Origin of the sequence: Marivita sp., from assembly GCF_051251565.1 — a bacterium.
Lineage (GTDB): Bacteria > Pseudomonadota > Alphaproteobacteria > Rhodobacterales > Rhodobacteraceae > Marivita.
On sequence record NZ_JBPOFB010000028.1, the window covers coordinates 1 to 23,977 of the forward strand.

Here is a 23,977-nt window from a genome sequence, read left to right on the forward strand (position 1 = left end):
TAGAAAACAAAAAACGCCGCCCTTATGGCGACGTTCAAGAGAAGAAGTGCTTGACCCACAGTCCGCGATTAGACAACGCGGGCATAACCGATGAGTGGCATCAAAACAGTCTTATTGCAGTTTCATGTATCACTAATAAACGACCGATTGGTTGTAGCTAAAGCCCCGCTGCCTTCGTCAAGTTGACCCGGAACCGGTCGCGGCGACGTTGGTAGCGGCGGGTCATCTCGGCTGAGGCATGCCCGAGCTGCTTCTGGACATAGCGTTCATCAACTTCTGCCGAGCTGGCAAGCCCGGCGCGCAAGGAGTGGCCGGAAAACAATGCGAGGCGCTCTTTTTCAGGCAGCTCGGCACGGATGCCGCTCTTAAGGACTGTCTGTTTGATCAGACGCGCGACGTGCTTGTCGCTGAGCCGTGCCTCCAGCGCACGCTTCCCATCGCGCGAGATGCGCACGAAGACAGGCCCAAAACCGATCTTGGCAAAGTGCAGCCATTGCGCCAGTGCATGCATCGGGCAGGTTTGGTCGCTCGAGCCACTGCCAATCTCAACCTCGCGCCAGCCGGTTTTGGAATTGAGCGTCAGAAGAACGCCATCGTCCATGATCTCGATCCACCCGCCTGAATCTGGCGTGTCGTCTTTGTTGACATCAAGGCCCACAATCTCGGACCGGCGCAATCCGCCCGCATAGCCCAGCAGCAGGATCGCCCGGTCGCGCAGTCCCCGCAGATCGTGGGGTAGGCAAGCGACCATCGCGAGAATGTCATCGCGTAGGATGGCTTCTTTCTGCACCGGCGGGCGGGCATGTTTGCGCTTGATGCCGGCCAGAACGGTGGCGATGTGGCGGTCCTTGCGATCAAGGGTGAAGCCACGTTGTTGGTAGTGCCAGGCCAACCCAGAGAGGCGCCGTTCGATAGTGCTCACCGATATTGCCGGGGCTTTACCAATTGGTGCAGCCAGGTCCGCCAGATAGAGCCCGATCATCTCGGATGAGGGGGGCAGGGGGTCCGTGCCTTTCAACCGGCACCAACGGGTGAAATGTTTCCAATCGGCGGCATAAGCCTTTTTGGTGTTCTCGGCTGTGGAGGCTTTGGCGTAGTCGCGGGCAGTATCAATAAGGCGATCGAGAGTTCCAGAACCGGCAACGGACGCGGGAAGGGCGATCGGATCTCTTGTATCATTCATGATGATGACCTATTTGTTGGTCAGAGGGAAAAGGAAAACGCCCATGCAGATCGCCATCGCAGAAGCTAAGGCCCAGTTTGCCGAGTTGATCCGTCGCGCAGAGGCGGGGGAGGCCATTGAGCTGACCCGTTACGGGCGTCCCGTCGCGCGGATCGTTGCTGCGGATCGTCCCGTCGGACGGCCCCTGATCGGCGCCCTGGAGGGCAAGTTCGCGCTGCCGGATGACATGTTCGAAGGTGACGCCGAAATCGCAGAGATGTTCGAGCAGAGCGTGAGGCGTTAAGTGCGGGTTCTGCTCGACACCCATGTGCTCCTCTGGGCGGTCCTGAACGATCCGCGCCTCACAACAGCGCAGGCACAGGCGATTTCCGGAGGTGAAATTTACCTTTCGTCGGCGAGTATCTGGGAGATCGGGATCAAGCGCGCCATCGGCAAGCTTGACGTGCCGGCCGATCTGTTTGAGATCGCGGTCGATGCGGGCTGCAGGCCCTTGCCGATCTCTTGGACCCATGCGGAAGCTGCGGCAGCGTTGCCGTTGCACCACGCTGATCCGTTTGACCGGATGCTGGTTGCGCAGGCCCGGTGCGAGGGGTTGCGTCTTGCGAGCTCCGACACGAAGCTCAAGGCGTATAACGTCGATCTTCTCGGCTGACGGCCCCAGTCTCATAAATCCCGGTTCGCTCAGTCTCACGAATTCCGACTCAGGACCGGTCCGTCTCAAAGCTCGTGATCGTGTCAGGACGAGTACAGAGATTGAGCTAAAGCCTTGTCCATGAATGAAACAAGAACTTGCGCGACGAGAGCCCCGATTTCGGGCGAGTCCGATATTGGATTGTGAATTTCGGGCCATGTTTGCAGCATATCTTTATACATCCGATAATGCAAACTTATTGGACATTGCTGAGAACGGAAAGCCGGGGCGGTTACTACGCTATTCGCTGGCAGAAAGCGCCGCATAAGTGTAGGCTCTGTGCATGACATTTGCCCGACAGGATCACGAAAGCGGCCTCGACACGTTACCCCGGATGCCATCCTGGGTCACCTCCGCACGGTCCGAAACCCTTGAAGATGTTGCGTTTTTGTCGGGCGCGGCGCTCGGGCATCTTCATCTTGTGCTGGGACGCGAAGAGGTGCCCCAGACCTTGTTGCGAGAGCGGCTGGCCCTACGCGCCGCAGAGGCCTGCGTGACACTTTCTGGTCGGACGGAGAGAGCGGGGGAATTGCGCGACATGGTGAACCTTCTGCGCCCGGGCGATCTGCCAGGACCGGCCGGTGAAACCTACCTGGCCTGGCGGCGCGCGGTGGAGCGGGCAGTGTCGGTCAAGGCTCTGGGTCGAGCCTTGCCGGCCGTCGATCTGGGCCAGATCGCCACGTGGCTGGATGCGGGAAATGGGGCACCGCTGACCCGTGCCGCGGTGGTGCTGGATGCTGTCCTGACGGAGGCACCCCGTGCCGAAGTCCCGGCGTTGATCCTCGCGGACGCCGCCCTCGCCCAGGCGCTTGGTTGGGATCATGTCGTGCCGCTGCTGGCCGCGGGTTTGAAACGCACAGACCTGCGCAAGCGGGGCCAGAATTTGCGCCTAGCCTGTCATCGCGCTGTGACCGCATCCGCAGTCGAGGCCACGCGTCTGGCTGTCGACCTCGCGCGTCGGGCTGCGCTTTTGAAAGGGGTTGCACCAAAGCTTCGGGCCAAGGGGGCTGGGGAGGCGGTCGAGGTCTTCCTGACACAGGACGCGGTGGCGCCCGGTGCCTTGCCTTTGCCGGATCGCGCTGCGCGGCGGCTCTGCGACCGGCTGGTTGACCTCGGCGCGGTGCGCGAACTGACTGGCCGCGACACCTTCCGGCTCTACGGGGTCTGAGCGATGGCCAAGGATGGACCCGACACCGAGCTTGACCGCGAATTGCCTAACCTGCCGAAGGAGCTGCGCTGGCGCGAATGGATGCGGCGGATCGAGGCGGTGCTGTTTGCCTCTGCCTTGCCTGTAGCGCGCGAGGATCTGGCGCGCGTGGTGGGGCAGGCGGCCTCGATTGATCTTCTGTTGGAAGACCTTGCCGCTGATCTGGAAGGGCGGGCGTTCGAGATTGCCATGGTCGCAGGGGGGTGGATGTTCCGGACGCGGACCGCTTACGCGCCTGCGATCCGCGCCGCAGCGGATGTCGGGGACCAGTTGCTGGACCTGAACGAGTTCGACGTCGCGATTTTGGCGGCCATCGCCTACCACCAGCCGATCACCCGCGACGGGCTGAAGGATATCTTCGGCAAAGAGATCAGCCGGGACCTGATCGGGCGGCTGCATGCGCACGGTCTGATTGGAACTGGGCCGCGCGCGCCGCGTCGTGGTGCCCCCTACACCTTTGTGACCACAGACGCGTTTCTCGCGGCCTTCGGGTTGGAGAACTTGCGCGACCTGCCAGATCCTGAACAGCTGAATGACGCCGGGCTGGTCGCGCGCGCCTGAAATCCACCGGGAATTCTTACAGCGCTTGCCGCTTCTGATGAAGCCGCGCGGCCGCCTGAACGAGATCCGCCAAATCCGGGCCAGCGGTGGCGGGGCAAGGCCCAGCTTTGGGCCGAGGCAGGACGGCATCGCTGAATGATGCGACCAGTCCGCTCCAAGCTGGCGCAGCCTGAGCGACGCGTTTCCAATAAGAGATCGCGGGACTTCTTCGCGTTCCGAAAGGCGTCGACCGCCCTTCCGTCAATTGCCGAAACAGATGATAGCGATCTCGATGAGGGAGGCGCGCGATGGACATGCGCTGTTTACCAAATTGAAAGCAGGCGGATCCAAGCAGGTCTGACAGTGATCGCCCCGCTGCCATCCGATGCCCTGCTGCATGCAAACGAAGCAGATCGTCGATCAGGCGCTCAAGGCGCTGAACCGCATCAGCGGCAGGACGGGTGCGTTTGCAGAGCGCCGCGCCGCACAAGGCGCAGATCTGATGCGGCGCCAGACGCTTCTGGCTGAACGGAGCCAGTCCGCGCCCGCAGGATGGGCACCTGTCCCGAAGTCGGCAGCCGTGGCGAGCGCAAGAGACTCGTGTGGCCAAGCTCCAGCCTCGGCGAAAATAGGGCGTTTCGTCTTCTGCCAGACAAGCCGGACAGAATTGCAGCCAGGTAACCTGCCTCCCGGGTGCGCAGGTCTGCTGAGACCCTGGCCGCAGGGGCAAACGCAGCCCGGCCAAAGGGTCGGGAGCAACGGTCAGAGCCGCGATGTCTTCCAAGGGTATGTGGGTATGCTCCTCCAAAAGCCGCAGGATGCGATCGGGCAACGCCCGATCAAGCCGTGCCGACCAGTTCTCACCCGGCGCTCCGAGAAGCGCACCGAAATAGCGGGGAGGTACGCCGTTGGCGTAAGCGAGGCGGTGCAGCCAACTCGACAGAAGTTCACCAGGTGCGGGCATAATGCCGATCGGCCAACGGCTTCCCGCCGCACTTTCATACCGCTCTGCAGGTGTGACGGAGATCCCGGTCGGCCCAAGCCTCATGTCATCTCGTGACGCAAAGTGGAATTGCGGCGCCGCGAGAGAGGCACATAGCCGAGGTCTGACAGGGTTGCGCCCGTGATCCGGTCCTCACCGCGCGAGATTGCCGCAACTGCGGCCCGGGCGACGATCTCGACAACCTCGCCGATCAGCCCCTCTGACAGATCATGGATGATCTTCGCCAAGGGTTCGCGCGACAGATCGGAGGCTTCGGCGAGCGGCAGACTGGCTTCCAGGCTGTCGAGAAGCGTCGCGAACTGCTCGTCATACGCCCATCGTGGAATGGGGATCGTATCGAAACGTGAGCCCATTTCGTCCGTGTCATGCACCGCATCGTAGATCGCGATTTCGCCGACAAGGACGGGTGAGATGTCATGCACCCGTGCGATCCGCCGCAAGAACGAGAAGATGGCCTTCACATCCTGGCGCCGCCCGCGCAATGCGCTGTGGAACTGTCGAATATCAAAAGGCGCGGCTTCAGGCGCTCCAGAAGATGATCCACCTGATCGCCGGCGCGGGACAGGCTGCGCCAGCCAGCGGCTTGTGGTGCGCGCAATCCGGACAGGATGCTGGCATAGAAATGCGACAGCCCTGCACCTTCCCGGGTCTGGATCACCCACACCTTTTGCTGGTCGGCGGCACGCAGATGTTCGACGGCGAAGCGTTCGGCGATCATGGTTTTGCCGTTGTGGTAGGAACCGGCAAGCAGCAAACCGCGTGGGCGCAGGGATGGCGGTCGCTCAAGCAGCAGTCGCATTGCGTCATGCGCCGCGCCGGCGGCCGGATGACTGATCCAGCGCGGCGCGCGAACATGGGCAATCCGCACTGCGTCATCGGCCTGCAAGAGCGGCACTATGGCGGGCATGAGGTGGTCCGGCACCTTACCAATCCTCGACAGGGAAGACCCGCCGCAGACGATCCGGGTCGAGCTTTGCCTGGGCCGAGGCGGAAGGCGCAGCGAAGTCGGCATAAGGCTTCTTTGCCTCGGTGGCATGCCGGGCGCGGGTCATCTCCTTCAACCGGCTTTTCGGGGTTTTGGCGGCGGCAACAGTTGCGGCGATTTCGCGTCGGATGGCTGATGCCTCCTGCACAGGGCGCCGCTGGATTTCACGCCACTGCTGTCGATCCGCCTGGTGCTGCCAAAGCGTGATCGGCTCGGCCAGTCCGTCCCGTCGCCTGACCGGCCGCCAGGCCTGCGTATCCGGATCCTTGACGTAGACATGGCTGATGTCGCGAGGATCATAGCACAGATCGAGCGGCTCCAGCCGGTCACGACGCGCAACCAGCGGGCCAAGCCAGGGCTCGAAATAGTCGATGGCGAAGAGACTGATGCCCTGAGGTGAAATCTTCCGCGTCTTGCGCGGCAGGAAATTGAGCAGCACATCGACAGGTGCATCGATCGGTCGGTCCTTCGGCTGGAACCGATCTTCCCACTCTTTCGCCGGAACGGTCAGCTTGCGCGCATTCTGGCTCAGGTTGTGGTCGATGATCGCGAGCGCGATGCAGCGTTCAAGATCCGCGAAGCTGAGCCGTGCCCGCGCTTCCGAGGCATAGTCGCCCCGATCCGCGATGGAACGCCCCGTCTTGCCGGGCAAGGCGCGTAGCGCCGTGTTCACTTTCCCCAGCAGGCGTTCGACGACCCCGCCCCGATGCACGGTGCCCTTGTTGCGCATGCGTATGGCAATGCCATAGTCCGCGCATCCTCTGCTGAAGGTGCTGCTCTGGAATTCCTTGGCGGAATCGACGACGATCTGCTTCGGGCGACCATGCATCGACCACGCATGATCGATGCCGCGTTCTGCCAGCCAGTCAATCTTGCAGCACATCGCGTGCGCAAGACAAAGCGCCACAGACAGTCGTGACGGCCGCTCGAGGGTCAGGCAGAAGCCGATGATCGCGCTCGTGGCCACATCTGCAGCGATGGTCAGATAGGGGCGACCAACGAAGACGCCGTAGTCATCAATCACCTCGACAAACTGGATGTCTGCCGGCGTGTGATCGATCTGGACAACGTCGAGCGCGTGGTTAGCCCGGATATAGCCCGGTCGCGGCTTCAGCCGGTGCAGGTGTTTACTATCTGACAGGCGGCGGCGGGCAATTTCTTCCGGGGCGAACAGAATGGGGATACGCCGGGCGACAGTGACATAGGCGGGCGGAGCATGCCCTTCCTCTGCGCAGCGGGCGCGGATCTCTTCGACGATCGGTGCAAGGTCCGGCTGCTCCAGGCACAGCCACATCTCCCGCAGGGTCAAAGCGATGATGCTCTCGACCACGGGGCTGACCCTTGGTTTCCTTGTTTTACTCGTTTGCGCCAGCAGGGACGATACCCTGCGCTCTTCTCGATACCGCGCCAGATAGTTGTAGACTTGGCGAGTTGAGAGCCGCAGCTCGGACGCCGCGCGTACCACTGCCTCCCGCACTGGCGCCGCTCCGTCAAGAATCCGGTCCAGCTCACGCGCGATCCGCGTTGCCTTGGACCACGCTTCATCCGAGACATGCCCTCCGCCAGACGTCATCGATATGAAACTTTCGAGACCGGCTGGGCCGTGCGCCAACAGGGTGGCCACTTGCTGAAATACGGAACCAAAATTGAAGCCCTTAGCTGAAAAATGGTGTGCGATATCGTGGTATCTTCCAGAGATCACGTAATAATCATGTGCTGAAATGGTAAAGAAAATGCGACATTGGTTCCTGCCCGGTCCCATGGAAGAGGAGCCGGATTATTTGCCGCCGGGACCACGGGCCGAACCGCGTGAAGCCGAAGCCCTCGACGATTGGCGGAAGGCAGAGGCGGCTCATGCCGCGCGTCTTGCGCGTGTGGCCGGTCGCGTCGGCGCGCTGGACGACCGGCTGAAGCGCGGCCCGGAAGGCTGGCGGCACAGGCTTGCCCTGATCGAGGCTGCCGACCTTAGCTGGTTCGCGGGTGACCGCATCGGCCCGGATCGGCTGGCGCTCTGGATCTCCATGCGACTGTGTGGGGTACACGACGACACAACGGCGCTTGCGCGGGTCGGATGGGCGGTGCGCCGTCTGACAGGAGGGCCAGGCCCAGAGGTGGACCTGTCTGCCTTCCTCGATCGCCGCGATCCCGAGAACATGGCAGATGAAGCCGAGCCCTTCGGGGATCGCGCGGGCGGTTGGCTCGACCTGATGGCGCAAGTCGCCGATCTTCACCCGATAACCCGCGCCTGCGTGGGCTTTCACTTTTGGAGCCTCGCGGGCCTTGGGCAGCAGGGCGATCGAATGGAAGCGGCAGTCACCGCCGCGCGCATCGCCGCCAGCGAAGGCCCGAATTCGAATGGGGGGGCCATCTTTGCGCCTCTGGCTGTACGCGGGGCAGGGGGACTGCGCGCCAGTGGCCCACCGGCTGAGCGCTTGGAGCGTTGGCTCGAGGGAATGGAAACAGCATGCCTGACCGCGATGCGGCACCTCGACGATATCCAGGCATGGTCAGCGCGGGCGGAAACCATGATGGCCCCGCTCTCTGGGAAGACGCCACCAACATTGCGCGCGGTGCTGACCGAATGGCCCGTCGTCTCCGCTCCAATGGCCGAGACCCTGACCGGTGCCAGCCGCGCCGCCATCCAGCGCAACCTCGCCTGGATGGAAACGCGAGGCCTGATCCGCGAGGTGACCGGGCAGGGGCGGTATCGGATGTGGTGCGCCACCAACTGAAAACCACAGCAATATTTATGCCTCCAGCATATCCTCTTCTATTATTCAGGCAGATCCCCGTCAGCGAACAGGTTGGGGAAAAGTCGCTCCCGGTAGTCGAGAGTCGCACGCCCGAGGGCATGGCCCTTGTCGCCGCAATGATCGGCGGTCTGTCGGCTATCGTCGGCCTGCGCGCCGCCTATGTCTTCGATACGCCCGCCGGTCCCTCCATCGTTTGCGTGGCCGCGATCATTTTCGCCACGACCAGCATCATCAAGAGCATCAGGCCCGCGTCCTGAACCCGGCGCGCGGGGCCTGTGCCGTATCGGGGTCCGCCCCCTCCCAGAGGGGTCCGCCAGTGCGGGCCTCCGCCTCAAAGCGGCCAGACGACCAACAGCAATGGCATGCTGACGACAACCACCAGCACTTCGAGCGGCAGGCCCAACCGCCAGTAATCGCCAAATCGGAACCCGCCCGGGCCAAGGATCAGCGTGTTGTTCTGATGCCCGATGGGGGTGAGAAAGGCGCAGGACGCGCCAATCGCCACCGCCATGAGAAAACTGTCCGGATTGACGCCAAGGGCGGCGGCAATGCCGATGGCGATGGGGCACAGGACGGCGGCCGTGGCGGCGTTGTTCATCACGTCCGACAGGAACATGGCGGTGATCAGGACCACGGCCAATGCCGCGATGGCATTGCCCTGCGCGATGGTCTCGACCAGAAACCGCGCCAGCAGATCGGCGGCACCCGTGGTCTGCATCGCGCCCGCAACCGGGATCAGGGCCGCCAGCAGGACGATCACCGGCCAGTCTATCGAGGTATAGATCTGACGCGGCGGCACGGTGCGCAGCAGCATCGAGGCCAGAACCCCGAGCACGAAGGCCACGGCGGCAGGCAGCAGCCCGAGTGTCACGAGGCCGATCGCCCCCAGCATGATCGCCCCCGCGATGATCGCCATGCGCTTGTCGGGGATCCGCAATTCGCGCTCTCCCAGCGGCACGCAGCGGGTGTCGCTGATGAAGTCCGCCAGCATCTCGGCGGGGCCCTGCATCATCAAAAGATCACCGGATTTCAGCTTGAGCTTGCGCAGCCGCGACCGTGGCGGCTTGCCCTGTCGCGATACGGCCAGCAGATTGATCCCGTAGCGCGTGCGCAACCGCAGATCGCTGGCCGAGCGCCCGACGATATTCGAGCCCGGCAAAACGACCAGTTCGCGCAGGATGATATCCTCGTCGCGGTCCTTGCCATCCTCGGCGTCTTTATCTTTCTCTTTCTCTTTTCCGCCCTCCGCATCGTCGGTGTCCTGCGCGCTCTCGGGGGCGGCGGTCTCGTCCTGTTCGGCGTCTTTTTCCGCGGGCCGCTCTTGCTCTTCCAGCGTGATGTCGAAGACCGACAAGGCTTCGGCCAATCCGTCCACATCGGTGTTCAGCGCCAGAATATCCCCCTCGCGGATAAGCCGCCCGCCATGCGGGGCGGTGATGCGCACCTCGTTGCGCACAAGGCCCGTGATCTGTGCGCCGCTATCCTTGATGCCAGTTTCAAAGCGGCGCAGGGTCAGGCCGATGGCCTTGCTCTTGGCGGGGACACGCACCTCGGTCATGTATGTGCCGGTCTCGAAGCCGTCGCCCATGGTCGATACCCGCGCCGGCACCAGCCGCCAGCCGATGGTGGCGGTGAAGATCACGCCAAGCACGGCAACTGCCACGCCCACGGGGGCGAAGTCGAACATACCGAACGCGCCCAGCCCCGCCTCCTCGCGAAAGCCCGACACGATCAGATTGGGCGGCGTGCCCACCAGCGTCGTCATCCCGCCCAGGATCGTGCCAAAGGCAAGCGGCATCAGAACCTGCCCCGGCGTCAGCTTCAGCCGGTCGGACAATTGCACGGCAATCGGCATCAAAAGCGCCATCGCGCCCACGTTGTTCATGAACCCGGACATGATCGCGCCCAGCCCCATCAACGCGAGCATACTGACCAGTCGCCCGGCATCGCGCGGCAACAGGCTGCGCGCCAGCCAATCGACGGCACCGGTATTGTGCAACCCCTGACTGAGCACCAGAACGCAGGCCACGGTGATCACCGCCGGGTGACCGAACCCGGCAAAGGCCTCGGGGGCCGGAACCAGCCCGGCGATCACGCAGGCCATGAGCGCAGCGAGCGCCACGACGTCATGCCGGAACCGCCCCCACAAAAACAGCGCCATCATGGCGGCAAGAACAGCGAAGAGCAGGCTCTGTGGGAGGGTCATCGGATCAGTTTTCCTGCTGAGGTCGCTGCACTATCGCAAGATTGGATGAGGGGGGCAACGGACATGCGTGCGGCAGGTGCCGGTGAGTGGCTGCGGGTGCCGATGAGTGCCGGTGGCGATGCGTGCTACTCGCCCCCCTCTTCGTGCTGCAACGCGGCGGCGATCATCGCACCGACCGCAATTCCCGAAACGATCACCAACGCGCCGGACCGGCGGCGCAGCAAACCGGGCAGCGCCGCAAGAAGTGCGGCCTGGCCCGTGCTGCGCGCTTCGGCCTGACGCAAGGCGGCGCGTGCGCGTTGCGCCCTTGTCCGCCGGTCCAGAACGATCAGCAGAACCAGCCCGATCACGGCAATCAGCAGGGCCACGGAAAACAGGGCTGCCGCACCCCCCCAGATCGGCGCAAGCAACGCCACCAACCCCGCGATGCAGACAACCCACACCGTCAGGCCAAGCAGGGCCACGGCCCCGAGGATGGCCACATTGCCCCCCGCCGAGCGCAGCCGTTCGGAAACGGCTGCGCGCAGGGTCGACGTGATACCGCTGGACCGGTTTGACATACCGGGGCTCAGTCGTGGTTGCGGCGCATCAGCATCGTGATCACCAACCCGACCCCCATCGCGCCGAGGAGCCACTGAAGCGGGTTCTCACGAACGTTGGATTCCAGATCTTTTTCGAGGCGCGATACCTGCTTGCCCAGTTTTTTGACGGCGCGGCGCGACTCGGCAATCATTTCTTCGGTCAGATCGCTCGCGTCGTCCTGCAAACCGTCCACACGCGCCTTGCCGTATTTGCCCAAGGCCTTGGTCAGCGCCGCGAGATCGGTTCTGATCTCGGCCATTTCGGCCCTGATCTCTTTTTCATAATCGGCAATCGGCTGTTTGCTGTTCGATTCGGTGTCTTTAGCGCTCGTGGCCATTTGGGTTCTCCTTTTGATGTCTTTGTTTGACATGTCCGTGCGTGACGCCGCGAACACTCATGTCGCAGCCACGTCACAACCCGCATTTCACCATCCCGCCTGAGTGGGTTCATTAACAAGGATCAACGTGCCTCGTGCCGACCTGCTCTAGCGTGAGCATCTGTTCGAAAGGCGTATGCGACGCCCGCGCTGGACGGCGCGGGCTTGATAACAAGGGGTTCAGATGGGCGAGCAGTCTCAAGCACGGGTGATTTCATTCCTGTCGGATGGCAAGAACCTGCCTGAGCGCGCTCCGGTCGATGTCATTCGCACCCATGGGGCCATCGTGTTTCTGAGCGGTGCTGCCGCCTACAAGATCAAGCGCGACGTGCGCTATGATTACCTTGATTTTTCAAGCCTGCAAAAACGCCACGACATGCTGAGGCGTGAGTTGGAGCTGAATGCACCAGCGGCGCCGTCGATCTACCGCGATGTGATCGCCGTGACACAGGACGCGGACGGGCATCTGCATCTGGATGGCACGGGCGACGTGGTGGAATGGGTGCTGCGGATGCACCGCTTCGACACGGCCGATGCGTTGGACAAGGTGGCCGAACGTGGGGCGCTGGACGACGCCATGGCGGCACGGCTGGGCGAGACGATCGCCGCGTATCACGAGAACGCGGACCCACGCGGGCACACGTCCGGCGCGGATTTGATCCATGCCATTGTCGATGAACTGAACACCGCCTTCGCCACCATGCACGACGCGTTGGGGCGCGCGCCGGTTGCGCGGTATCGCGCGGGCCTGGAGCGCACTTTCGCCACCCTGTGGACCACGCTCGATGCGCGCGGGCAGGCCGGTCACGTCCGGCGCTGCCACGGCGATCTGCATCTGCGCAACATCGTCTTGCTGGAGGGTGTGCCGACGCCGTTCGATGCGCTGGAATTCAACGAGACGCTCGGCACCTGCGATGTGCTTTATGATCTTGCGTTTCTGCTGATGGATTTGCGTCACAAGGGGCTGGACCGGGCGGCGAACATCGTGCTGAACAGCTATCTGATGCAGTCCCGCACCGGCGATCATCATGCCGCCCTGTCGCTCTTGCCGCTCTTTGTAAGCATGCGCGCCGCGATCCGGGCCATGGTCGGCGTGCAGGCCGCCCGGCTCGATCCCGATGACATGACTCGCCTGCCCGAGGCCCGCGCCTATCTGGCCGAGGCGCTGGCCTGTCTCGATCCCGCGCCTGCGCACCTGATCGCAATCGGCGGGCTGTCGGGCACGGGCAAGACGGTTCTGGCCGCAGCACTTGCCCCCCTGATCGGCGCTGCCCCCGGCGCCGTGCATCTGCGCAGCGATCTGGAGCGCAAGAAGCTGTTTGGCGTCGCACCGCTCACCCCCCTGCCGCCCCCGGCCTATGGGCCCGAGGCCAGCGCGCAGGTCTACGCCATCATGCGCGACAAGGCGCGCGCGGTTCTGTCGGGCGGGCATTGCGTGGTTCTGGATGCCACATGGCGGGGCGAGGACGAGCGCGCGTGCCTTCCCGCGCTTGCCCGGGAGGCAGGCGCCCGCTTCACCGGCTTCTGGCTTGTCGCGGAGACGGCGGTTCTTGAAACGCGGGTCAGCGCGCGCCACGGGGATGCATCCGACGCGGATGCGGCGGTCGTAGGGCAGCAGGCCAGACAGACCCATGCCCCGGCATCATGGGCGCGGATTGATGCCTCCGGCAGCCCGGATGAGACGATTGCACGGGTCCTGGCCTTTCTGAACCGCCCCCGCAAACCCGGCCCATCCGGTCCACAAGACACGGAGCATCGCCATGCAAGGTGATCCACACAACACGCCAGCCTGCGCGCATCAAACGCCCACGCGCGGGATATGAGACACCTCTGCCCACCCCCTCTATCCAATGGAGACCGCCCATGAACCGCAGCAATCAAATCAACATTTGGTATGTTCTCATCGCGGTGATGGGCGTTGTCCTCATCCGCGATCTGTGGGTCCAGAGCCGCACCATCGAAGCGATCCCCTATAGCCAGTTCGAGACCTATCTGGCGGACCGGGTGGTCGAGGAGGTCGTCATCGGCAGCACCACGATCAGAGGCACGTTCAGAACCCCGCAGGACGGCAAGACCGGCTTTGTGACGACACCTGTGATGCCCGATCTGGCTGACCGGCTGAACGACACCGGCGTGACGTATTCGGGTGCGGTTGAAAACACCTGGTTCACCACGCTTTTGTCCTGGGTGCTGCCCGCGCTGTTCTTCGTCGGCATATGGATGTTCGCGATCCGCAGGATGGGCGGTGGTCAGGGTATCGGCGGCATGATGTCCGTCGGCAAGAGCAAGGCCAAGGTCTATGTCGAAAGCGACACGAAGGTGACTTTTGCCGATGTCGCGGGCGTGGACGAGGCCAAGACCGAGTTGCAGGAGGTCATTGATTTTCTGAAAGACCCCAAAGGCTATGGCAGTCTTGGGGCGCGCATGCCGAAGGGCATTTTGCTGGTCGGCCCTCCGGGCACGGGCAAGACGCTGCTGGCGCGGGCCGTGGCCGGCGAGGCGGGCGTGCCCTTCTATTCCATCTCCGGCTCTGAATTCGTCGAGATGTTCGTGGGTGTGGGTGCCGCGCGCGTGCGTGACCTGTTTGAACAGGTGCGGGAGGCGGCTCCGGCGATCATCTTCATTGATGAGCTGGATGCCCTGGGCCGGGCGCGTGGCGCGGGCAATATCCAAGGCGGCAATGACGAGTGGGAGCAGACCTTGAACCAGCTTCTGTCCGAGCTGGACGGCTTCGATCCCAGCGAGGGGGTCGTTCTTCTCTCGGCGACCAACCGGCCCGAAATCCTCGACCCGGCGCTCTTGCGCGCGGGCCGGTTCGACCGGCAGGTGCTGGTGGACCGGCCCGACCGCAAGGGCCGCGTGCAGATCCTGAAGGTCCACATGAAAAAGATCGTGCTGGCGCAGGATATCGAACTGGATGACATCGCAGCCCTTACCACCGGATTTTCCGGGGCCGACCTCGCCAATCTGGTCAACGAGGCGGCATTGCTGGCCACACGGCGGCGCGGCAAGGTCGTGACGATGGACGATTTCACCCACGCCATTGAGCGCATCGTCGCGGGGCTGGAAAAGCGCAACCGCCTGATCAACCCGCGCGAACGCAAGATCGTGGCCTATCACGAGATGGGTCATGCGCTGGTGTTCATGGCGCTGCCCGGGGTGGACAGGGTCCACAAGGTGTCGATCATTCCACGCGGCATCGGCGCGCTCGGATACACGATCCAGCGTCCGACCGAGGACAGGTTCCTGATGACGCAAGGAGAGCTGCGCGACAAGATCGCGGTGCTGATGGGCGGGCGTGCGGCGGAAAAGCTGGTGTTTGATCACCTGTCCACCGGGGCCGCCGATGATCTGGCCCGCGCCACCGATATCGCGCGCTCCATGGTAGCGCGATACGGCATGGACGCGGAGCTTGGAAGTGTGAGCTACGAGACCCAGCAAAGCAGTTTTCTGCAAGGACAGGCCCCCCGCTATATCGAGCGCAGCTACAGCGAGGCCACGGCCGAGGCGATGGACAATGCCGTGCGAAAGGTATTGGAGGACGTATCCGGGCAGGCACTGGACATCCTGGCCGCCAATCGCGATATTCTTGACAGGGCCGCCCAGCGCTTGCTGGAGGTGGAAACACTGGACGAGGCCGCTCTGCAGGATCTGGCGAAGGGTCTGCGCGTGGCTGCAAACCCCACCCCGAAAGTCGCAATGAATGAGTGAAGATCCATACAAGGTTCTGGGCGTCGCCAAAGACGCCTCTCAGGCTGAAATCAAAAAGGCCTACCGCAAGCTGGCCAAGTCCCTGCATCCTGATCTGCATCCTGGCGACAAGACCAAGGTGGCGGAGTTTCAGGCCGTGTCGGCGGCCAACGACATCATCGGTGATCCCGATAAACGCAAACGCTTTGACGCGGGCGAGATCGACGCAAGCGGACAGGAACGCCCGCAACGGCAGTATTACCGCGAACATGCGCATGCGGATCCGCAGGGGCGCTATGCGTCATCTGCGGGACATGGCGATTTCGAAGACCTTTCGGATGTGTTTTCCGACCTTTTCGGCGCGCGCGCACAGGCCAGAACCGGCCGCGCGCAGGGGTTTGCTGCGCGCGGTGGCGATGCGCGCTATCATCTGCAAGTCAGCTTCATGGATGCGGCCACGGGGGCGAAACGGGCCGTGCCCCTGCCGGATGGCAGTGCCATCGACCTGAGCATTCCGGCAGGTGTGCGCGACGGTCAGACCCTGCGCCTGCGGGGCAAGGGTCAGCCAGGGTTTGGCGGCGGCCCGGCGGGCGATGCCTATGTCGAGATCGCGGTGAGCCCCCACAAGGTCTTCACCCGCGACGGCTTTGACATTGAAGTGGAGGTGCCGATCGGCTTCGACGAGGCGGTTCTGGGCGCGAAAATCGAGGTGCCGACCCTGTCGGGCAAGGTCTCGATGAGCATTCCCGCAGGGGCCACCTCGGGGCAGCGTCTGCGCCTGAAGGGACGGGGCATCAAGCCTGCCAAAGGGGCACAGGGCGATCAGCATGTGCGGCTGAAAATCGTCACTCCGCGCAAGATCGACGCGGAAATGGAGGCGATCGCGCGGCAATGGCGGGAGCATGTGGACGATGACCCGCGCGCGACACTGTGGAGGGATCTGTGATGTTGACTGAACGCGATGTCGTCGCGCGGATCGAGCGGGTGGAGCTGCGCGAACTCAGGCTTTGGGTGCGCGAGGGCTGGGTCAGACCCGCGGAGACCAGGGGCGGACCGGTCTTCGACGATCTGGATGTGGCGCGCATCCGGCTTGTCTGCGACCTGCGCAAGGAGATGGCGCTGCCCGTCGATGCGGTGCCCGTGGTTCTGTCGCTGCTGGATCAGCTGCATGGGCTGCGCCGGGACCTGCGGGATCTGGCCGGGGCAGTCGATGCGCAGTCCGCCGAGGTCCGGCAGGCTATCGTCTCGGCCTACAAAGCCTCGAAGCAGGATGGCGAGCAGAACGCCAATCAAGGATCGGGCACATCCTGAGCGGCGATGCCCGGACCTCACATCACCTGACCTGACCTGCGCCCGTTCATGCAGAGGCGACCCTGCCGGTCTGGTCCTGCCAGCCTTGTCAGGCCGTGCCCGGCCGCGTGGGCCGTGCCCATCGAAACTGGTGTTCGCGGCGGCATTGGCGGGCACGCGCATCCTGCCCGCGTCCCGTCATGGGCGCCGGGTTCAGTCAGGGCATGTCCCGGCAGATTCCGACAGATGCCGTCACCCGTCAAACACGCCTCCGGACATCCATACCTCAAGCGAAATCTTGGTCTTAACGCCGGTTAATGCACGCAATCAGGAGCCAGATAGGGGTGTAAGGCAAGACGCTTTACATTAGAGGGAGGATTCCCATGGCTGACGAGACACAAGCGACACCAGACCCCGAACAAGATCTGTCTTCGCGATTTCCAACCGCTTATACCATTCTTTTCGGGCTGATCATTTTTGTGGCCGTGCTGACCTGGTTCATCCCGGCGAGACAATACGAGCGTGTGATGAGCGAGGAGGTCGGCCGCGAGATTGCCGTCGCCGGAACCTACAGCGAAGTCGAGCCGAACCCGCAAGGGTTTGTCGATGTGATGCTGGCGCCCATCGCCGGATTTTATGATCCTGACAGCTACGTCGCCAATGCCATCGACGTTGCGCTGTTCGTTTTGCTGCTGGGTGGCTTTCTGGGCGTGGTGAATGCCACCGGCTCCATTGATACCGGTATCCGAACCGCGATGGCCGGGATGAAGGGGCGCGAGATCTGGATGATCCCGATCATGATGTCTCTCTTTGCCCTTGGCGGCACGACCTATGGCATGGCCGAGGAAACGCTGGCCTTCTACGCGATCCTGATCCCGGTGATGATCGTCGCGGGGTATGATGCGGTCACGGGGGTGGCGATCATCCTGATCGGCGCGGGCATCGGCACTCTGGGGTCCACGATCAACCCGTTCGCCACGGTCATCGCGTCCGACGCGGCGGGTATTCCGTTTACCGATGGGATCGTGCTGCGCGTGATTATTCTGCTGGGCGGGCTCACGATCTGTGCAGCCTATGTGATGCGCTATGCCAGCCGGGTCAAGAAAGACCCGTCACGCTCAGTTGTCTCCAAACAGGCCGCCGCACATCGCCAGCTGTTTCTGGCCGACACGGAAGCTGGCGAGGTGGACGACAGCCTGACCGGCACGCAAAAGATCATTCTGGTGCTCTTTGCGGCCACCTTCGGCGTCATGATCTGGGGCGTGGCCACGCAAGGGTGGTGGATGGCGCGCATGGGTGCGTTGTTCCTCTTCGCGGCCATTGTGATCGGCATCATCGGGCGGCTTGGCGAGAAAAAGCTGACCGGCAGTTTCGTCGATGGCGCACGCGATCTTCTGGGCGTGGCGCTGGTCGTTGGGCTGGCGCGCGGGATCGTCGTGATCATGGAGCAAGGCCTGATCGCCGACACGATCCTGTTCAGCGCCGAGCAATCGCTGGGCGGGCTTGGCGATCTGGCGTTCATAAACCTGATGTTCTGGATCGAGATCGGGATGAGCTTTTTTGTGCCGTCCTCGTCGGGCCTTGCCGTTCTGTCGATGCCCATTCTGGCCCCGCTGGCGGATTTCGCGGGCGTCGGGCGCGATCTGGTCGTGACGGCCTATCAATCGGCCAACGGTCTGGTGAACCTGATCAACCCGACCTTCGCCGTCGTGATCGGCGGGCTGGCCATTGGGCGGGTCGGCTACGACCGCTGGCTTGTCTTCATCTGGCCCTTGATGCTGATCCTGCTGGTGTTCATCTCGGCGGCCCTCAGCATTGCTGCAATTCTCTGATCGAAAAGGAAAATTCATGTCCGACCAAAAACTTGGTGTTCACTCGGAAACTGGCAAACTGCGGCAGGTCATCGTCTGTCGCCCCGGTCTGGCGCATCGCCGCCTGACCCCGGACAATTGCGATGAGCTGCTGTTTGACGATGTGTTCTGGGTCAAGCAGGCGAAAAAGGATCACGATGCCTTTGGTGCGGCCATGACGGGTGAAGGCGTCGAGGTTCTGGAAACCGGCGAGCTTCTGGCCGAAACGCTGGAGATCAAAGAAGCGCGCAAATGGGTGCTGGACCACCGTATCGCGGCCATTCACGTGGGTGTCGGCATGGAGCGCGCGCTGCGCGAGTGGATGGACGAACTGCCCGGCACGGAATTGTCCAAATTCCTCATCGGCGGTCTGACCGTGGCAGATGTGCCGTTCGACACGGAAAGCATGCTGGGCGCTTATCTGGGCAAGCATGGGTTTATCCTGCCGCCGCTGCCCAACTTCCTCTTTACCCGCGACAACTCGGCCTGGATCTACGGCGGTGTCACGCTCAATCCGATGTATTGGCAGGCGCGCCGCCCCGAGACGCTGCTGACCGCCGCGATCTATAAGCACCACCCCAAGTTCAAGGGCCAGGTCGATGTGATCTGGGGCGATCCTGACAAGGATTATGGCCTCGCCACGCTGGAGGGCGGCGATCAGATGCCCGTCGGCAACGGCGTGGTTCTGGTTGGCATGGGCGAGCGGACGTCGCCCCAGGCGGTTGGCCTGATGGCGCAGGCGCTGTTCGATCAGGGCCGCGCCGAGCGTGTGGTCGCCTGCCAGATGCCCAAGCTGCGCGCGGCGATGCATCTGGACACAGTCTTTACCTTCTGCGGCGGCGATGTCGTCACCGCGTTCAAGGAAGTGGCCGACGAGATGACTTGTTATGATCTGCACCCCGGAGAGGGGGGCAAGCCGCTGGATATGCGCCACGATACACGGCCCATGTTCGACGTGGTGGCCGATGTCATGGGCTTCAAGAAGCTCAATGTCGTGCCCACAGGCGGTTCCGATCCGTTCGAGCAGGCGCGCGAGCAATGGAACGACGGCAACAACGTGCTGGCCCTGCGCCCCGGCGTGGTCATGGGCTACGACCGCAACGATGACACCAACGCCGCGCTGGGCCGGGGCCGTGGCGGCAGCCGCTGCATGTCCTGCCCAACCATCCGCGACGCGATTTAAGGAGAGATTCCATGGCTTTCAATCTGAAAAACCGTCATTTCCTGACGCTTCGGGATTTCACCCCCGAGGAGATCGGCTTCTTGCTGAAACTGTCTGCGGATCTCAAATCGGCGAAATATGCGGGCACCGAAGTCGCGACATTGCGCGGCAAGGAGATCGCGCTGATCTTCGAGAAGGACAGCACCCGCACCCGTGTCGGCTTTGAGGTGGCGGCCCATGATCAGGGCGCGACCGTCACCTACCTCGGCCCCTCGGGCACCCATATAGGGGGCAAGGAAACCGTGAAGGACACCGCCCGCGTGCTGGGCAGGGTCTATGACGCGATTGAATATCGCGGCTTCGGGCAGGAGATCGTGCAGGAGCTGGCCGACTGGTCCGGCGTGCCGGTCTACAATGGCCTCACGGACGAGTTTCACCCCACGCAGATCCTCGCGGATTTCCTCACCATGCAGGAACACGCCGAAAAACCCCTGCGCGAGGTGGCCTATTGCTACATGGGCGATGCGGCCAACAATATGGGCTTCAGCCTGTTGCTGGGGGGGGCCAAGATGGGCATGGATGTGCGTCTGTGTGCACCCAAAAGCCTTTGGCCCAACCAGTCCATTCAGGCCGAGTCACAGGCGATTGCCAAGGACACCGGCGCGCGCATTACGCTTACCGAGGATGTGGACGTAGGCGTGAAGGGCGCGGATTTCGTCTACACCGACGTCTGGGTATCTATGGGTGAGCCAGCGGAGAAATGGGCCGAGCGGATCAAGCTGTTGATGCCCTATCAGGTCAACGCGGATGTGATGGCCAAAACTGGCAATCCGCGCGCGCGGTTCATGCATTGCCTGCCCGCCTTCCACAACACCGACACCGACGTGGGCCGCGACATCCATGACCAGTTCGGCATCGACGCGATGGAGGTCACCGACGAGGTGTTCGAAAGCCCCGCCTCCATCGTCTTCGATCAGGCGGAAAACCGGATGCACACGATCAAGGCGGTTCTTGTCGCCACGCTGGGGGGCTAGGCCATGCTGGTCGTCGCAGCTCTCGGGGGCAATGCGCTGCTTGAACGCGGTCAGCCTCTCACGGCGCAAAACCAGCGCGCCAATGTCCGCAAGGCCGCCAAGGCGCTGGCGCGGATCGTGCGCGCGGGGCACCGGCTGGTGATCACCCATGGCAACGGGCCGCAGGTCGGGCTTTTGTCGCTGCAAGGCGCTGCCTACAGGCCCGACGAGGCCTTTCCGCTGGACGTTCTGGGGGCCGAGACCGGTGGCATGATCGGCTACATGATCGAGCAGGAGCTGGAGAATGCGCTGGATCATGAGCACGCCGTCGCCACGATGCTGACGCAGGTCGTGGTCGCGGACACGGACCTGGCCTTTCAGAATCCGACCAAGTTCATCGGTCCGGTCTATACCCGCGACGAGGCCGAGAGCCGTGCCCGTGCCGCGGGCTGGTCTATCGCGCAAGACGGTGACAAATGGCGCCGGGTGGTGCCTTCGCCCGCGCCGCTCGAAATCCCCGATACGCGGGTGCTCAAGCTGCTTCTGGATCAGGGCGTGATCGTGATCTGCACCGGCGGGGGCGGCATTCCGGTGCTGCGGCGGCCCGATGGCAGCCTCGTCGGCGTCGAGGCCGTGATCGACAAGGACGCAGCCAGCGCCCTTCTGGCCAAAGACCTGGGCGCGGACGCGCTGCTTTTGCTGACGGATGTGGACGCGGTCTATCGTGATTTCGGCACCAAAGATCAGGCACGCATCGCCAGCCTGACCCCGGACGAGGCCTTGGCGCTCGATCTGCCTGCGGGCTCGATGGGCCCCAAGATGGTCGCGGCGGCGGGGTTTGCCGCCTCTGGCGGTGTGGCGGGCATCGGTCGGCTGGATCAGGCCACCGACATTCTGGAGGGGCGCGCGGGAACCCGGCTGATCGCGAACGCCCCCGGAAAGGACGCATCGGGACATGACTGACATGCTCGATTACCTGCAACGCAGCTGGTGGATCTTCCTGCTGCGCGGCCTGGCCGCCATCGCCTTTGGTGTGATGGCGTTCGGCTGGCCCGCGCTGACACTTTCGGTTCTGGTTGTGATCTTCGGTGTCTATGTCCTGGTCGATGGTGTTTTCGGCCTGGTGGATGCGGTGCGCTACCGGGATCGTCTGGGCCGGGTCTGGCCTTTGGTTCTGGACGCGGTCCTCGGGATCGCCATCGGCCTGCTGACGTTGTTCTGGCCGGGGATCACGGTGCTGGTGCTGTTGATGTTCATCGCGGCATGGGCGGTTGTCGGCGGGCTTTTGCGGGTCATTCTGGCCTTTCAGATCCGCCACGAGATCACCGGCGAATGGGTCCTGATCGCCAGCGGGCTGCTCTCGATCCTCTTCGGCGGCCTGTTGATCGCGTTGCCCAAGGCCGGGCTGATTACGATTGCGTGGATCATCGGCATCTATGCCGTGGCTCTCGGGCTTTTGTTTGTCTTTCTGGCCGTCCACCTGCGCAAGCTTGGCCGGATGATCGAAACCCGCGTCTGACCGGCACGTTGCACCATTGAAAGGAGACACGCCATGCCCCGTTTGCAACACAAGATCGCGTTGATCACCGGCGGTGCGGCCAGGATCGGCTTTGAGACCGCCCGGCTGTTTCCGGACGAGGGCGCGTCGGTCGTTCTGGTCGATCTCGACAATGAGACCCTCGGACGGGCCGGCACCGACCTCAAAGGCCACGCCCTGACCATCGCGGCGGATGTCTCCTCCTCGGACGACACGCAGCGATATGTGCGCGAGACGGTGGACCGCTTCGGGCGCATCGACGTGTATTTCACCAATGCAGGCATCGAGGGCAAGGTCGCCCCGCTGGTCGATCAGACGGTGGCGGATTTCGACCGCGTCATGGCGGTCAACGTGCGCGGCGCGTTTCTCGCCTCGGATGAGGCCGCCTTCATCACCGGTGCGCAATATCCGGTCGATGGCGGCATGGCCGCAGGCTGAGCATGGTTGGGGAGACACCGCATATGGCGCGGGATCAGGACATATCGGCCAATGCCGCGCCCGAAACGGATGGCATCATCGTGGCCATTCGCGGCGGTGTCGTGGATGTGGCGTTTCGCGGCGTTGTGCCGCGCATACAGGCTCTAGTGATGGCGGGGGAGGTGGCGATGGAGGTGGCCTCGATCTTGGGGCAGGGCGTGGTGCGTTGTATCGCGCTCGGCACGACGCGGGGCAGGGGCCTTGGCACGCGCGCGACCGTCACCGGATCTGGCAGGGATGCGGGCACCGCGTCGGGCGCCGGCACCGGGATCGAGGTGCCAGTCGGGGAGGCTGTGCTGGGCCGGATGCTCAATGTCTTCGGCGATCCGCTTGATGGCCTGCCCGCCCCCGAAGCCACGGCCCGCCACCCTATTCACCGCGCCCCGCCGCCCCTGTCGGACCGGGTGCTGCGCGCCGAGGTGCTGGAGACGGGGATCAAGGCCATCGACCTTCTGGCGCCCATCGAACGTGGCGGCAAGACGGGTCTCTTTGGGGGCGCGGGCGTGGGCAAGACGGTGCTGCTCAGCGAGTTGATCCACAACACGGTCGAGCATCACGACGGCGTCAGCCTGTTTTGCGGCATTGGCGAGCGGTCGCGCGAGGCCGAGGAGCTCTGGCGCGAGATGGGCGAGGCGGGCGTGCGCGACCAGATGGTCATGCTGTTCGGTCAGATGAACGAGCCTCCCGGCGTGCGCTTTCTGGTGGGCCATTCGGCGCTGACCATGGCGGAGTATTTCCGCGACGAGCGCGAGCAGGACGTGCTGCTGCTGATCGACAATATCTTCCGCTTCGTGCAGGCGGGCTCCGAAGTGTCGGGCCTTCTGGGGCGGATGCCCTCGCGCGTGGGCTATCAGCCGACGCTGGCCACGGAACTGGCAGCACTTCAGGAGCGCATTGCGTCGACCCGCAAGGGGGCGATCACGTCGATTCAGGCGGTCTATGTGCCTGCCGATGATTTCACCGACCCGGCGGCGGCCCATATCTTCTCGCACCTGTCGGCCTCGGTCGTCTTGTCGCGCAAGCGGGCGAGCGAGGGGCTCTATCCCGCGCTCGATCCGTTGGCCTCCACCTCGGTCATGTTGACCCCCAACATAGTGGGCCAGCGGCATTACGACATCGCGCGCGGCGTGCGCCGGACCCTGGCCGAATACGAGGATCTGCGCGATATCATCGCCATGTTGGGCATCGAGGAGCTCTCGGCCCATGACCGCGCCGTGGTCGCCCGCGCCCGCCGGCTGGAGCGGTTCCTGACCCAGCCGTTCTATACGGTAGGGGCTGCGGCGGGCACGTCCGGCAAGCTGGTGCCGATCGCCGACACGCTGGACGGTTGCGAGACGATCCTGTCGAAAACCACGTGTCGCGTATCCCTTAAATGTGAGATGAGAAATCCAACGAAATCAACGGCCACCCTTTGCCCTTAAATATGAGATTT

The 23,977-nt window shown here is 63.5% G+C and carries 22 protein-coding genes and 2 pseudogenes; 17 read left to right on the plus strand and 7 right to left on the minus strand.

Annotated features, from left to right (window positions below; all coding sequences use genetic code 11):
* Positions 1–157: 157 nt before the first annotated feature.
* On the minus strand, positions 158–1,183 hold the full coding sequence (locus ACSHXH_RS18030) for a tyrosine-type recombinase/integrase (protein ID WP_435673193.1): 1,026 nt from the start codon (positions 1,181–1,183) through the stop codon (positions 158–160).
* A gap of 43 nt (positions 1,184–1,226) precedes the next feature.
* Here ACSHXH_RS18030 and ACSHXH_RS18035 point away from each other — a divergent pair, with 43 nt between their 5' ends.
* The 4 genes from ACSHXH_RS18035 to scpB all read left to right on the plus strand — a co-directional run bounded on the left by ACSHXH_RS18035 (position 1,227) and on the right by scpB (position 3,642).
* Positions 1,227–1,466, plus strand: a complete 240-nt coding sequence (locus ACSHXH_RS18035) for a type II toxin-antitoxin system Phd/YefM family antitoxin (RefSeq protein ID WP_435673194.1) — start codon at positions 1,227–1,229, stop codon at positions 1,464–1,466.
* Positions 1,467–1,835 carry a type II toxin-antitoxin system VapC family toxin gene (locus ACSHXH_RS18040; RefSeq protein WP_435673195.1) on the plus strand — a complete coding sequence of 123 codons (369 nt, stop codon included), beginning with the start codon at positions 1,467–1,469 and terminating at the stop codon, positions 1,833–1,835.
* Positions 1,836–2,157: 322 nt separating this feature from the next.
* Positions 2,158–3,042, plus strand: a complete 885-nt coding sequence (locus ACSHXH_RS18045; protein WP_435673196.1) for a DUF1403 family protein — start codon at positions 2,158–2,160, stop codon at positions 3,040–3,042.
* 3 nt (positions 3,043–3,045) lie between these two features.
* On the plus strand, positions 3,046–3,642 hold the full coding sequence (scpB, locus tag ACSHXH_RS18050) for an SMC-Scp complex subunit ScpB (protein WP_435673197.1): 597 nt from the start codon (positions 3,046–3,048) through the stop codon (positions 3,640–3,642).
* A 16-nt stretch (positions 3,643–3,658) separates the two neighbouring features.
* On the opposite strand, the gene ACSHXH_RS18055 is transcribed toward scpB, so the two are convergent.
* The 3 genes and pseudogenes from ACSHXH_RS18055 to ACSHXH_RS18065 form a co-directional block, all read right to left on the minus strand.
* The gene (locus tag ACSHXH_RS18055; protein ID WP_435673198.1) at positions 3,659–4,669 is read right to left on the minus strand and encodes a TniQ family protein; all 1,011 of its coding nucleotides are present in this window, start codon (positions 4,667–4,669) and stop codon (positions 3,659–3,661) included.
* Positions 4,666–5,660 (minus strand): annotated as a pseudogene (locus ACSHXH_RS18060) (TniB family NTP-binding protein). Before ACSHXH_RS18060 ends, ACSHXH_RS18055 begins: the two are co-directional and overlap by 4 nt.
* On the minus strand, positions 5,548–6,939 hold the full coding sequence (locus ACSHXH_RS18065) for a Mu transposase C-terminal domain-containing protein (protein WP_435673214.1): 1,392 nt from the start codon (positions 6,937–6,939) through the stop codon (positions 5,548–5,550). Before ACSHXH_RS18065 ends, ACSHXH_RS18060 begins: the two are co-directional and overlap by 113 nt.
* 403 nt (positions 6,940–7,342) lie before the next feature.
* Between ACSHXH_RS18065 and ACSHXH_RS18070 the strand changes: the two genes are divergently transcribed.
* Positions 7,343–8,341 (plus strand): hypothetical protein, encoded by a 999-nt coding sequence (locus ACSHXH_RS18070; RefSeq protein ID WP_435673199.1) that lies wholly within the window; start codon positions 7,343–7,345, stop codon positions 8,339–8,341.
* Positions 8,342–8,442: 101 nt separating this feature from the next.
* Positions 8,443–8,619 (plus strand): annotated as a pseudogene (locus tag ACSHXH_RS18075) (metal ABC transporter permease); the annotation flags it as partial.
* Between the two features lie 74 nt (positions 8,620–8,693).
* Here the strand turns inward: ACSHXH_RS18075 and ACSHXH_RS18080 are convergent.
* From ACSHXH_RS18080 to ACSHXH_RS18090, 3 genes are all read right to left on the minus strand, one after another.
* Positions 8,694–10,568 (minus strand): SLC13 family permease, encoded by a 1,875-nt coding sequence (locus ACSHXH_RS18080; RefSeq protein WP_435673200.1) that lies wholly within the window; start codon positions 10,566–10,568, stop codon positions 8,694–8,696.
* A 125-nt stretch (positions 10,569–10,693) separates the two neighbouring features.
* Positions 10,694–11,128, minus strand: a complete 435-nt coding sequence (locus ACSHXH_RS18085; protein WP_435673201.1) for a hypothetical protein — start codon at positions 11,126–11,128, stop codon at positions 10,694–10,696.
* Between the two features lie 8 nt (positions 11,129–11,136).
* Complete coding sequence (locus tag ACSHXH_RS18090; protein WP_435673202.1) at positions 11,137–11,520, minus strand: DUF883 family protein; 384 nt, start codon at positions 11,518–11,520, stop codon at positions 11,137–11,139.
* Between the two features lie 190 nt (positions 11,521–11,710).
* Between ACSHXH_RS18090 and ACSHXH_RS18095 the strand changes: the two genes are divergently transcribed.
* From ACSHXH_RS18095 to atpD, 11 genes are all read left to right on the plus strand, one after another.
* The gene (locus ACSHXH_RS18095; RefSeq protein WP_435673203.1) at positions 11,711–13,297 is read left to right on the plus strand and encodes an AAA family ATPase; all 1,587 of its coding nucleotides are present in this window, start codon (positions 11,711–11,713) and stop codon (positions 13,295–13,297) included.
* Positions 13,298–13,389: 92 nt separating this feature from the next.
* Positions 13,390–15,237, plus strand: coding sequence for an ATP-dependent zinc metalloprotease FtsH (ftsH, locus tag ACSHXH_RS18100; RefSeq protein WP_435673204.1), 1,848 nt, complete (start codon positions 13,390–13,392; stop codon positions 15,235–15,237).
* On the plus strand, positions 15,230–16,162 hold the full coding sequence (locus tag ACSHXH_RS18105; protein WP_435673205.1) for a DnaJ C-terminal domain-containing protein: 933 nt from the start codon (positions 15,230–15,232) through the stop codon (positions 16,160–16,162). The genes ftsH and ACSHXH_RS18105 overlap by 8 nt, the downstream gene beginning before the upstream one ends.
* On the plus strand, positions 16,162–16,527 hold the full coding sequence (locus ACSHXH_RS18110) for a chaperone modulator CbpM (protein ID WP_435673206.1): 366 nt from the start codon (positions 16,162–16,164) through the stop codon (positions 16,525–16,527). The genes ACSHXH_RS18105 and ACSHXH_RS18110 overlap by 1 nt, the downstream gene beginning before the upstream one ends.
* Positions 16,528–16,889: 362 nt before the next feature.
* Positions 16,890–18,338: a YfcC family protein gene (locus tag ACSHXH_RS18115; protein WP_435673207.1), complete on the plus strand. Its 1,449-nt coding sequence runs from the start codon at positions 16,890–16,892 to the stop codon at positions 18,336–18,338.
* A 16-nt stretch (positions 18,339–18,354) separates the two neighbouring features.
* Complete coding sequence (locus ACSHXH_RS18120; RefSeq protein WP_435673208.1) at positions 18,355–19,539, plus strand: arginine deiminase; 1,185 nt, start codon at positions 18,355–18,357, stop codon at positions 19,537–19,539.
* A gap of 11 nt (positions 19,540–19,550) precedes the next feature.
* The gene (gene argF / locus ACSHXH_RS18125; RefSeq protein WP_435673209.1) at positions 19,551–20,552 is read left to right on the plus strand and encodes an ornithine carbamoyltransferase; all 1,002 of its coding nucleotides are present in this window, start codon (positions 19,551–19,553) and stop codon (positions 20,550–20,552) included.
* 3 nt (positions 20,553–20,555) lie between these two features.
* Positions 20,556–21,494 carry a carbamate kinase gene (arcC, locus tag ACSHXH_RS18130; RefSeq protein WP_435673210.1) on the plus strand — a complete coding sequence of 313 codons (939 nt, stop codon included), beginning with the start codon at positions 20,556–20,558 and terminating at the stop codon, positions 21,492–21,494.
* Complete coding sequence (locus ACSHXH_RS18135; RefSeq protein WP_435673211.1) at positions 21,487–22,050, plus strand: HdeD family acid-resistance protein; 564 nt, start codon at positions 21,487–21,489, stop codon at positions 22,048–22,050. Before arcC ends, ACSHXH_RS18135 begins: the two co-directional genes overlap by 8 nt.
* Positions 22,051–22,083: 33 nt before the next feature.
* Positions 22,084–22,506, plus strand: a complete 423-nt coding sequence (locus ACSHXH_RS18140; RefSeq protein WP_435673212.1) for an SDR family oxidoreductase — start codon at positions 22,084–22,086, stop codon at positions 22,504–22,506.
* Between the two features lie 23 nt (positions 22,507–22,529).
* Positions 22,530–23,966, plus strand: coding sequence for a F0F1 ATP synthase subunit beta (gene atpD, locus ACSHXH_RS18145; RefSeq protein WP_435673213.1), 1,437 nt, complete (start codon positions 22,530–22,532; stop codon positions 23,964–23,966).
* Positions 23,967–23,977 lie beyond the last annotated feature (11 nt).

Excerpts from the sequence above, each read along its gene's own strand:
- atpD (WP_435673213.1), top strand. The coding sequence starts at position 22,530 with ATGGCGCGGGATCAGGACATATCGGCCAATGCCGCGCCCGAAACGGAT.
- ACSHXH_RS18135 (WP_435673211.1), top strand. The coding sequence starts at position 21,487 with ATGACTGACATGCTCGATTACCTGCAACGCAGCTGGTGGATCTTCCTG.
- ACSHXH_RS18085 (WP_435673201.1), bottom strand. The coding sequence starts at position 11,128 with ATGTCAAACCGGTCCAGCGGTATCACGTCGACCCTGCGCGCAGCCGTT.
- argF (WP_435673209.1), top strand. The coding sequence starts at position 19,551 with ATGGCTTTCAATCTGAAAAACCGTCATTTCCTGACGCTTCGGGATTTC.
- ACSHXH_RS18095 (WP_435673203.1), top strand. The coding sequence starts at position 11,711 with ATGGGCGAGCAGTCTCAAGCACGGGTGATTTCATTCCTGTCGGATGGC.
- ACSHXH_RS18115 (WP_435673207.1), top strand. The coding sequence starts at position 16,890 with ATGGCTGACGAGACACAAGCGACACCAGACCCCGAACAAGATCTGTCT.
- ftsH (WP_435673204.1), top strand. The coding sequence starts at position 13,390 with ATGAACCGCAGCAATCAAATCAACATTTGGTATGTTCTCATCGCGGTG.
- ACSHXH_RS18080 (WP_435673200.1), bottom strand. The coding sequence starts at position 10,568 with ATGACCCTCCCACAGAGCCTGCTCTTCGCTGTTCTTGCCGCCATGATG.
- ACSHXH_RS18055 (WP_435673198.1), bottom strand. The coding sequence starts at position 4,669 with ATGAGGCTTGGGCCGACCGGGATCTCCGTCACACCTGCAGAGCGGTAT.
- ACSHXH_RS18030 (WP_435673193.1), bottom strand. The coding sequence starts at position 1,183 with ATGAATGATACAAGAGATCCGATCGCCCTTCCCGCGTCCGTTGCCGGT.
- ACSHXH_RS18090 (WP_435673202.1), bottom strand. The coding sequence starts at position 11,520 with ATGTCAAACAAAGACATCAAAAGGAGAACCCAAATGGCCACGAGCGCT.
- ACSHXH_RS18070 (WP_435673199.1), top strand. The coding sequence starts at position 7,343 with ATGCGACATTGGTTCCTGCCCGGTCCCATGGAAGAGGAGCCGGATTAT.
- ACSHXH_RS18035 (WP_435673194.1), top strand. The coding sequence starts at position 1,227 with ATGCAGATCGCCATCGCAGAAGCTAAGGCCCAGTTTGCCGAGTTGATC.
- ACSHXH_RS18140 (WP_435673212.1), top strand. The coding sequence starts at position 22,084 with ATGCCCCGTTTGCAACACAAGATCGCGTTGATCACCGGCGGTGCGGCC.
- ACSHXH_RS18110 (WP_435673206.1), top strand. The coding sequence starts at position 16,162 with ATGTTGACTGAACGCGATGTCGTCGCGCGGATCGAGCGGGTGGAGCTG.
- ACSHXH_RS18105 (WP_435673205.1), top strand. The coding sequence starts at position 15,230 with ATGAGTGAAGATCCATACAAGGTTCTGGGCGTCGCCAAAGACGCCTCT.
- ACSHXH_RS18045 (WP_435673196.1), top strand. The coding sequence starts at position 2,158 with ATGACATTTGCCCGACAGGATCACGAAAGCGGCCTCGACACGTTACCC.
- ACSHXH_RS18120 (WP_435673208.1), top strand. The coding sequence starts at position 18,355 with ATGTCCGACCAAAAACTTGGTGTTCACTCGGAAACTGGCAAACTGCGG.
- arcC (WP_435673210.1), top strand. The coding sequence starts at position 20,556 with ATGCTGGTCGTCGCAGCTCTCGGGGGCAATGCGCTGCTTGAACGCGGT.
- scpB (WP_435673197.1), top strand. The coding sequence starts at position 3,046 with ATGGCCAAGGATGGACCCGACACCGAGCTTGACCGCGAATTGCCTAAC.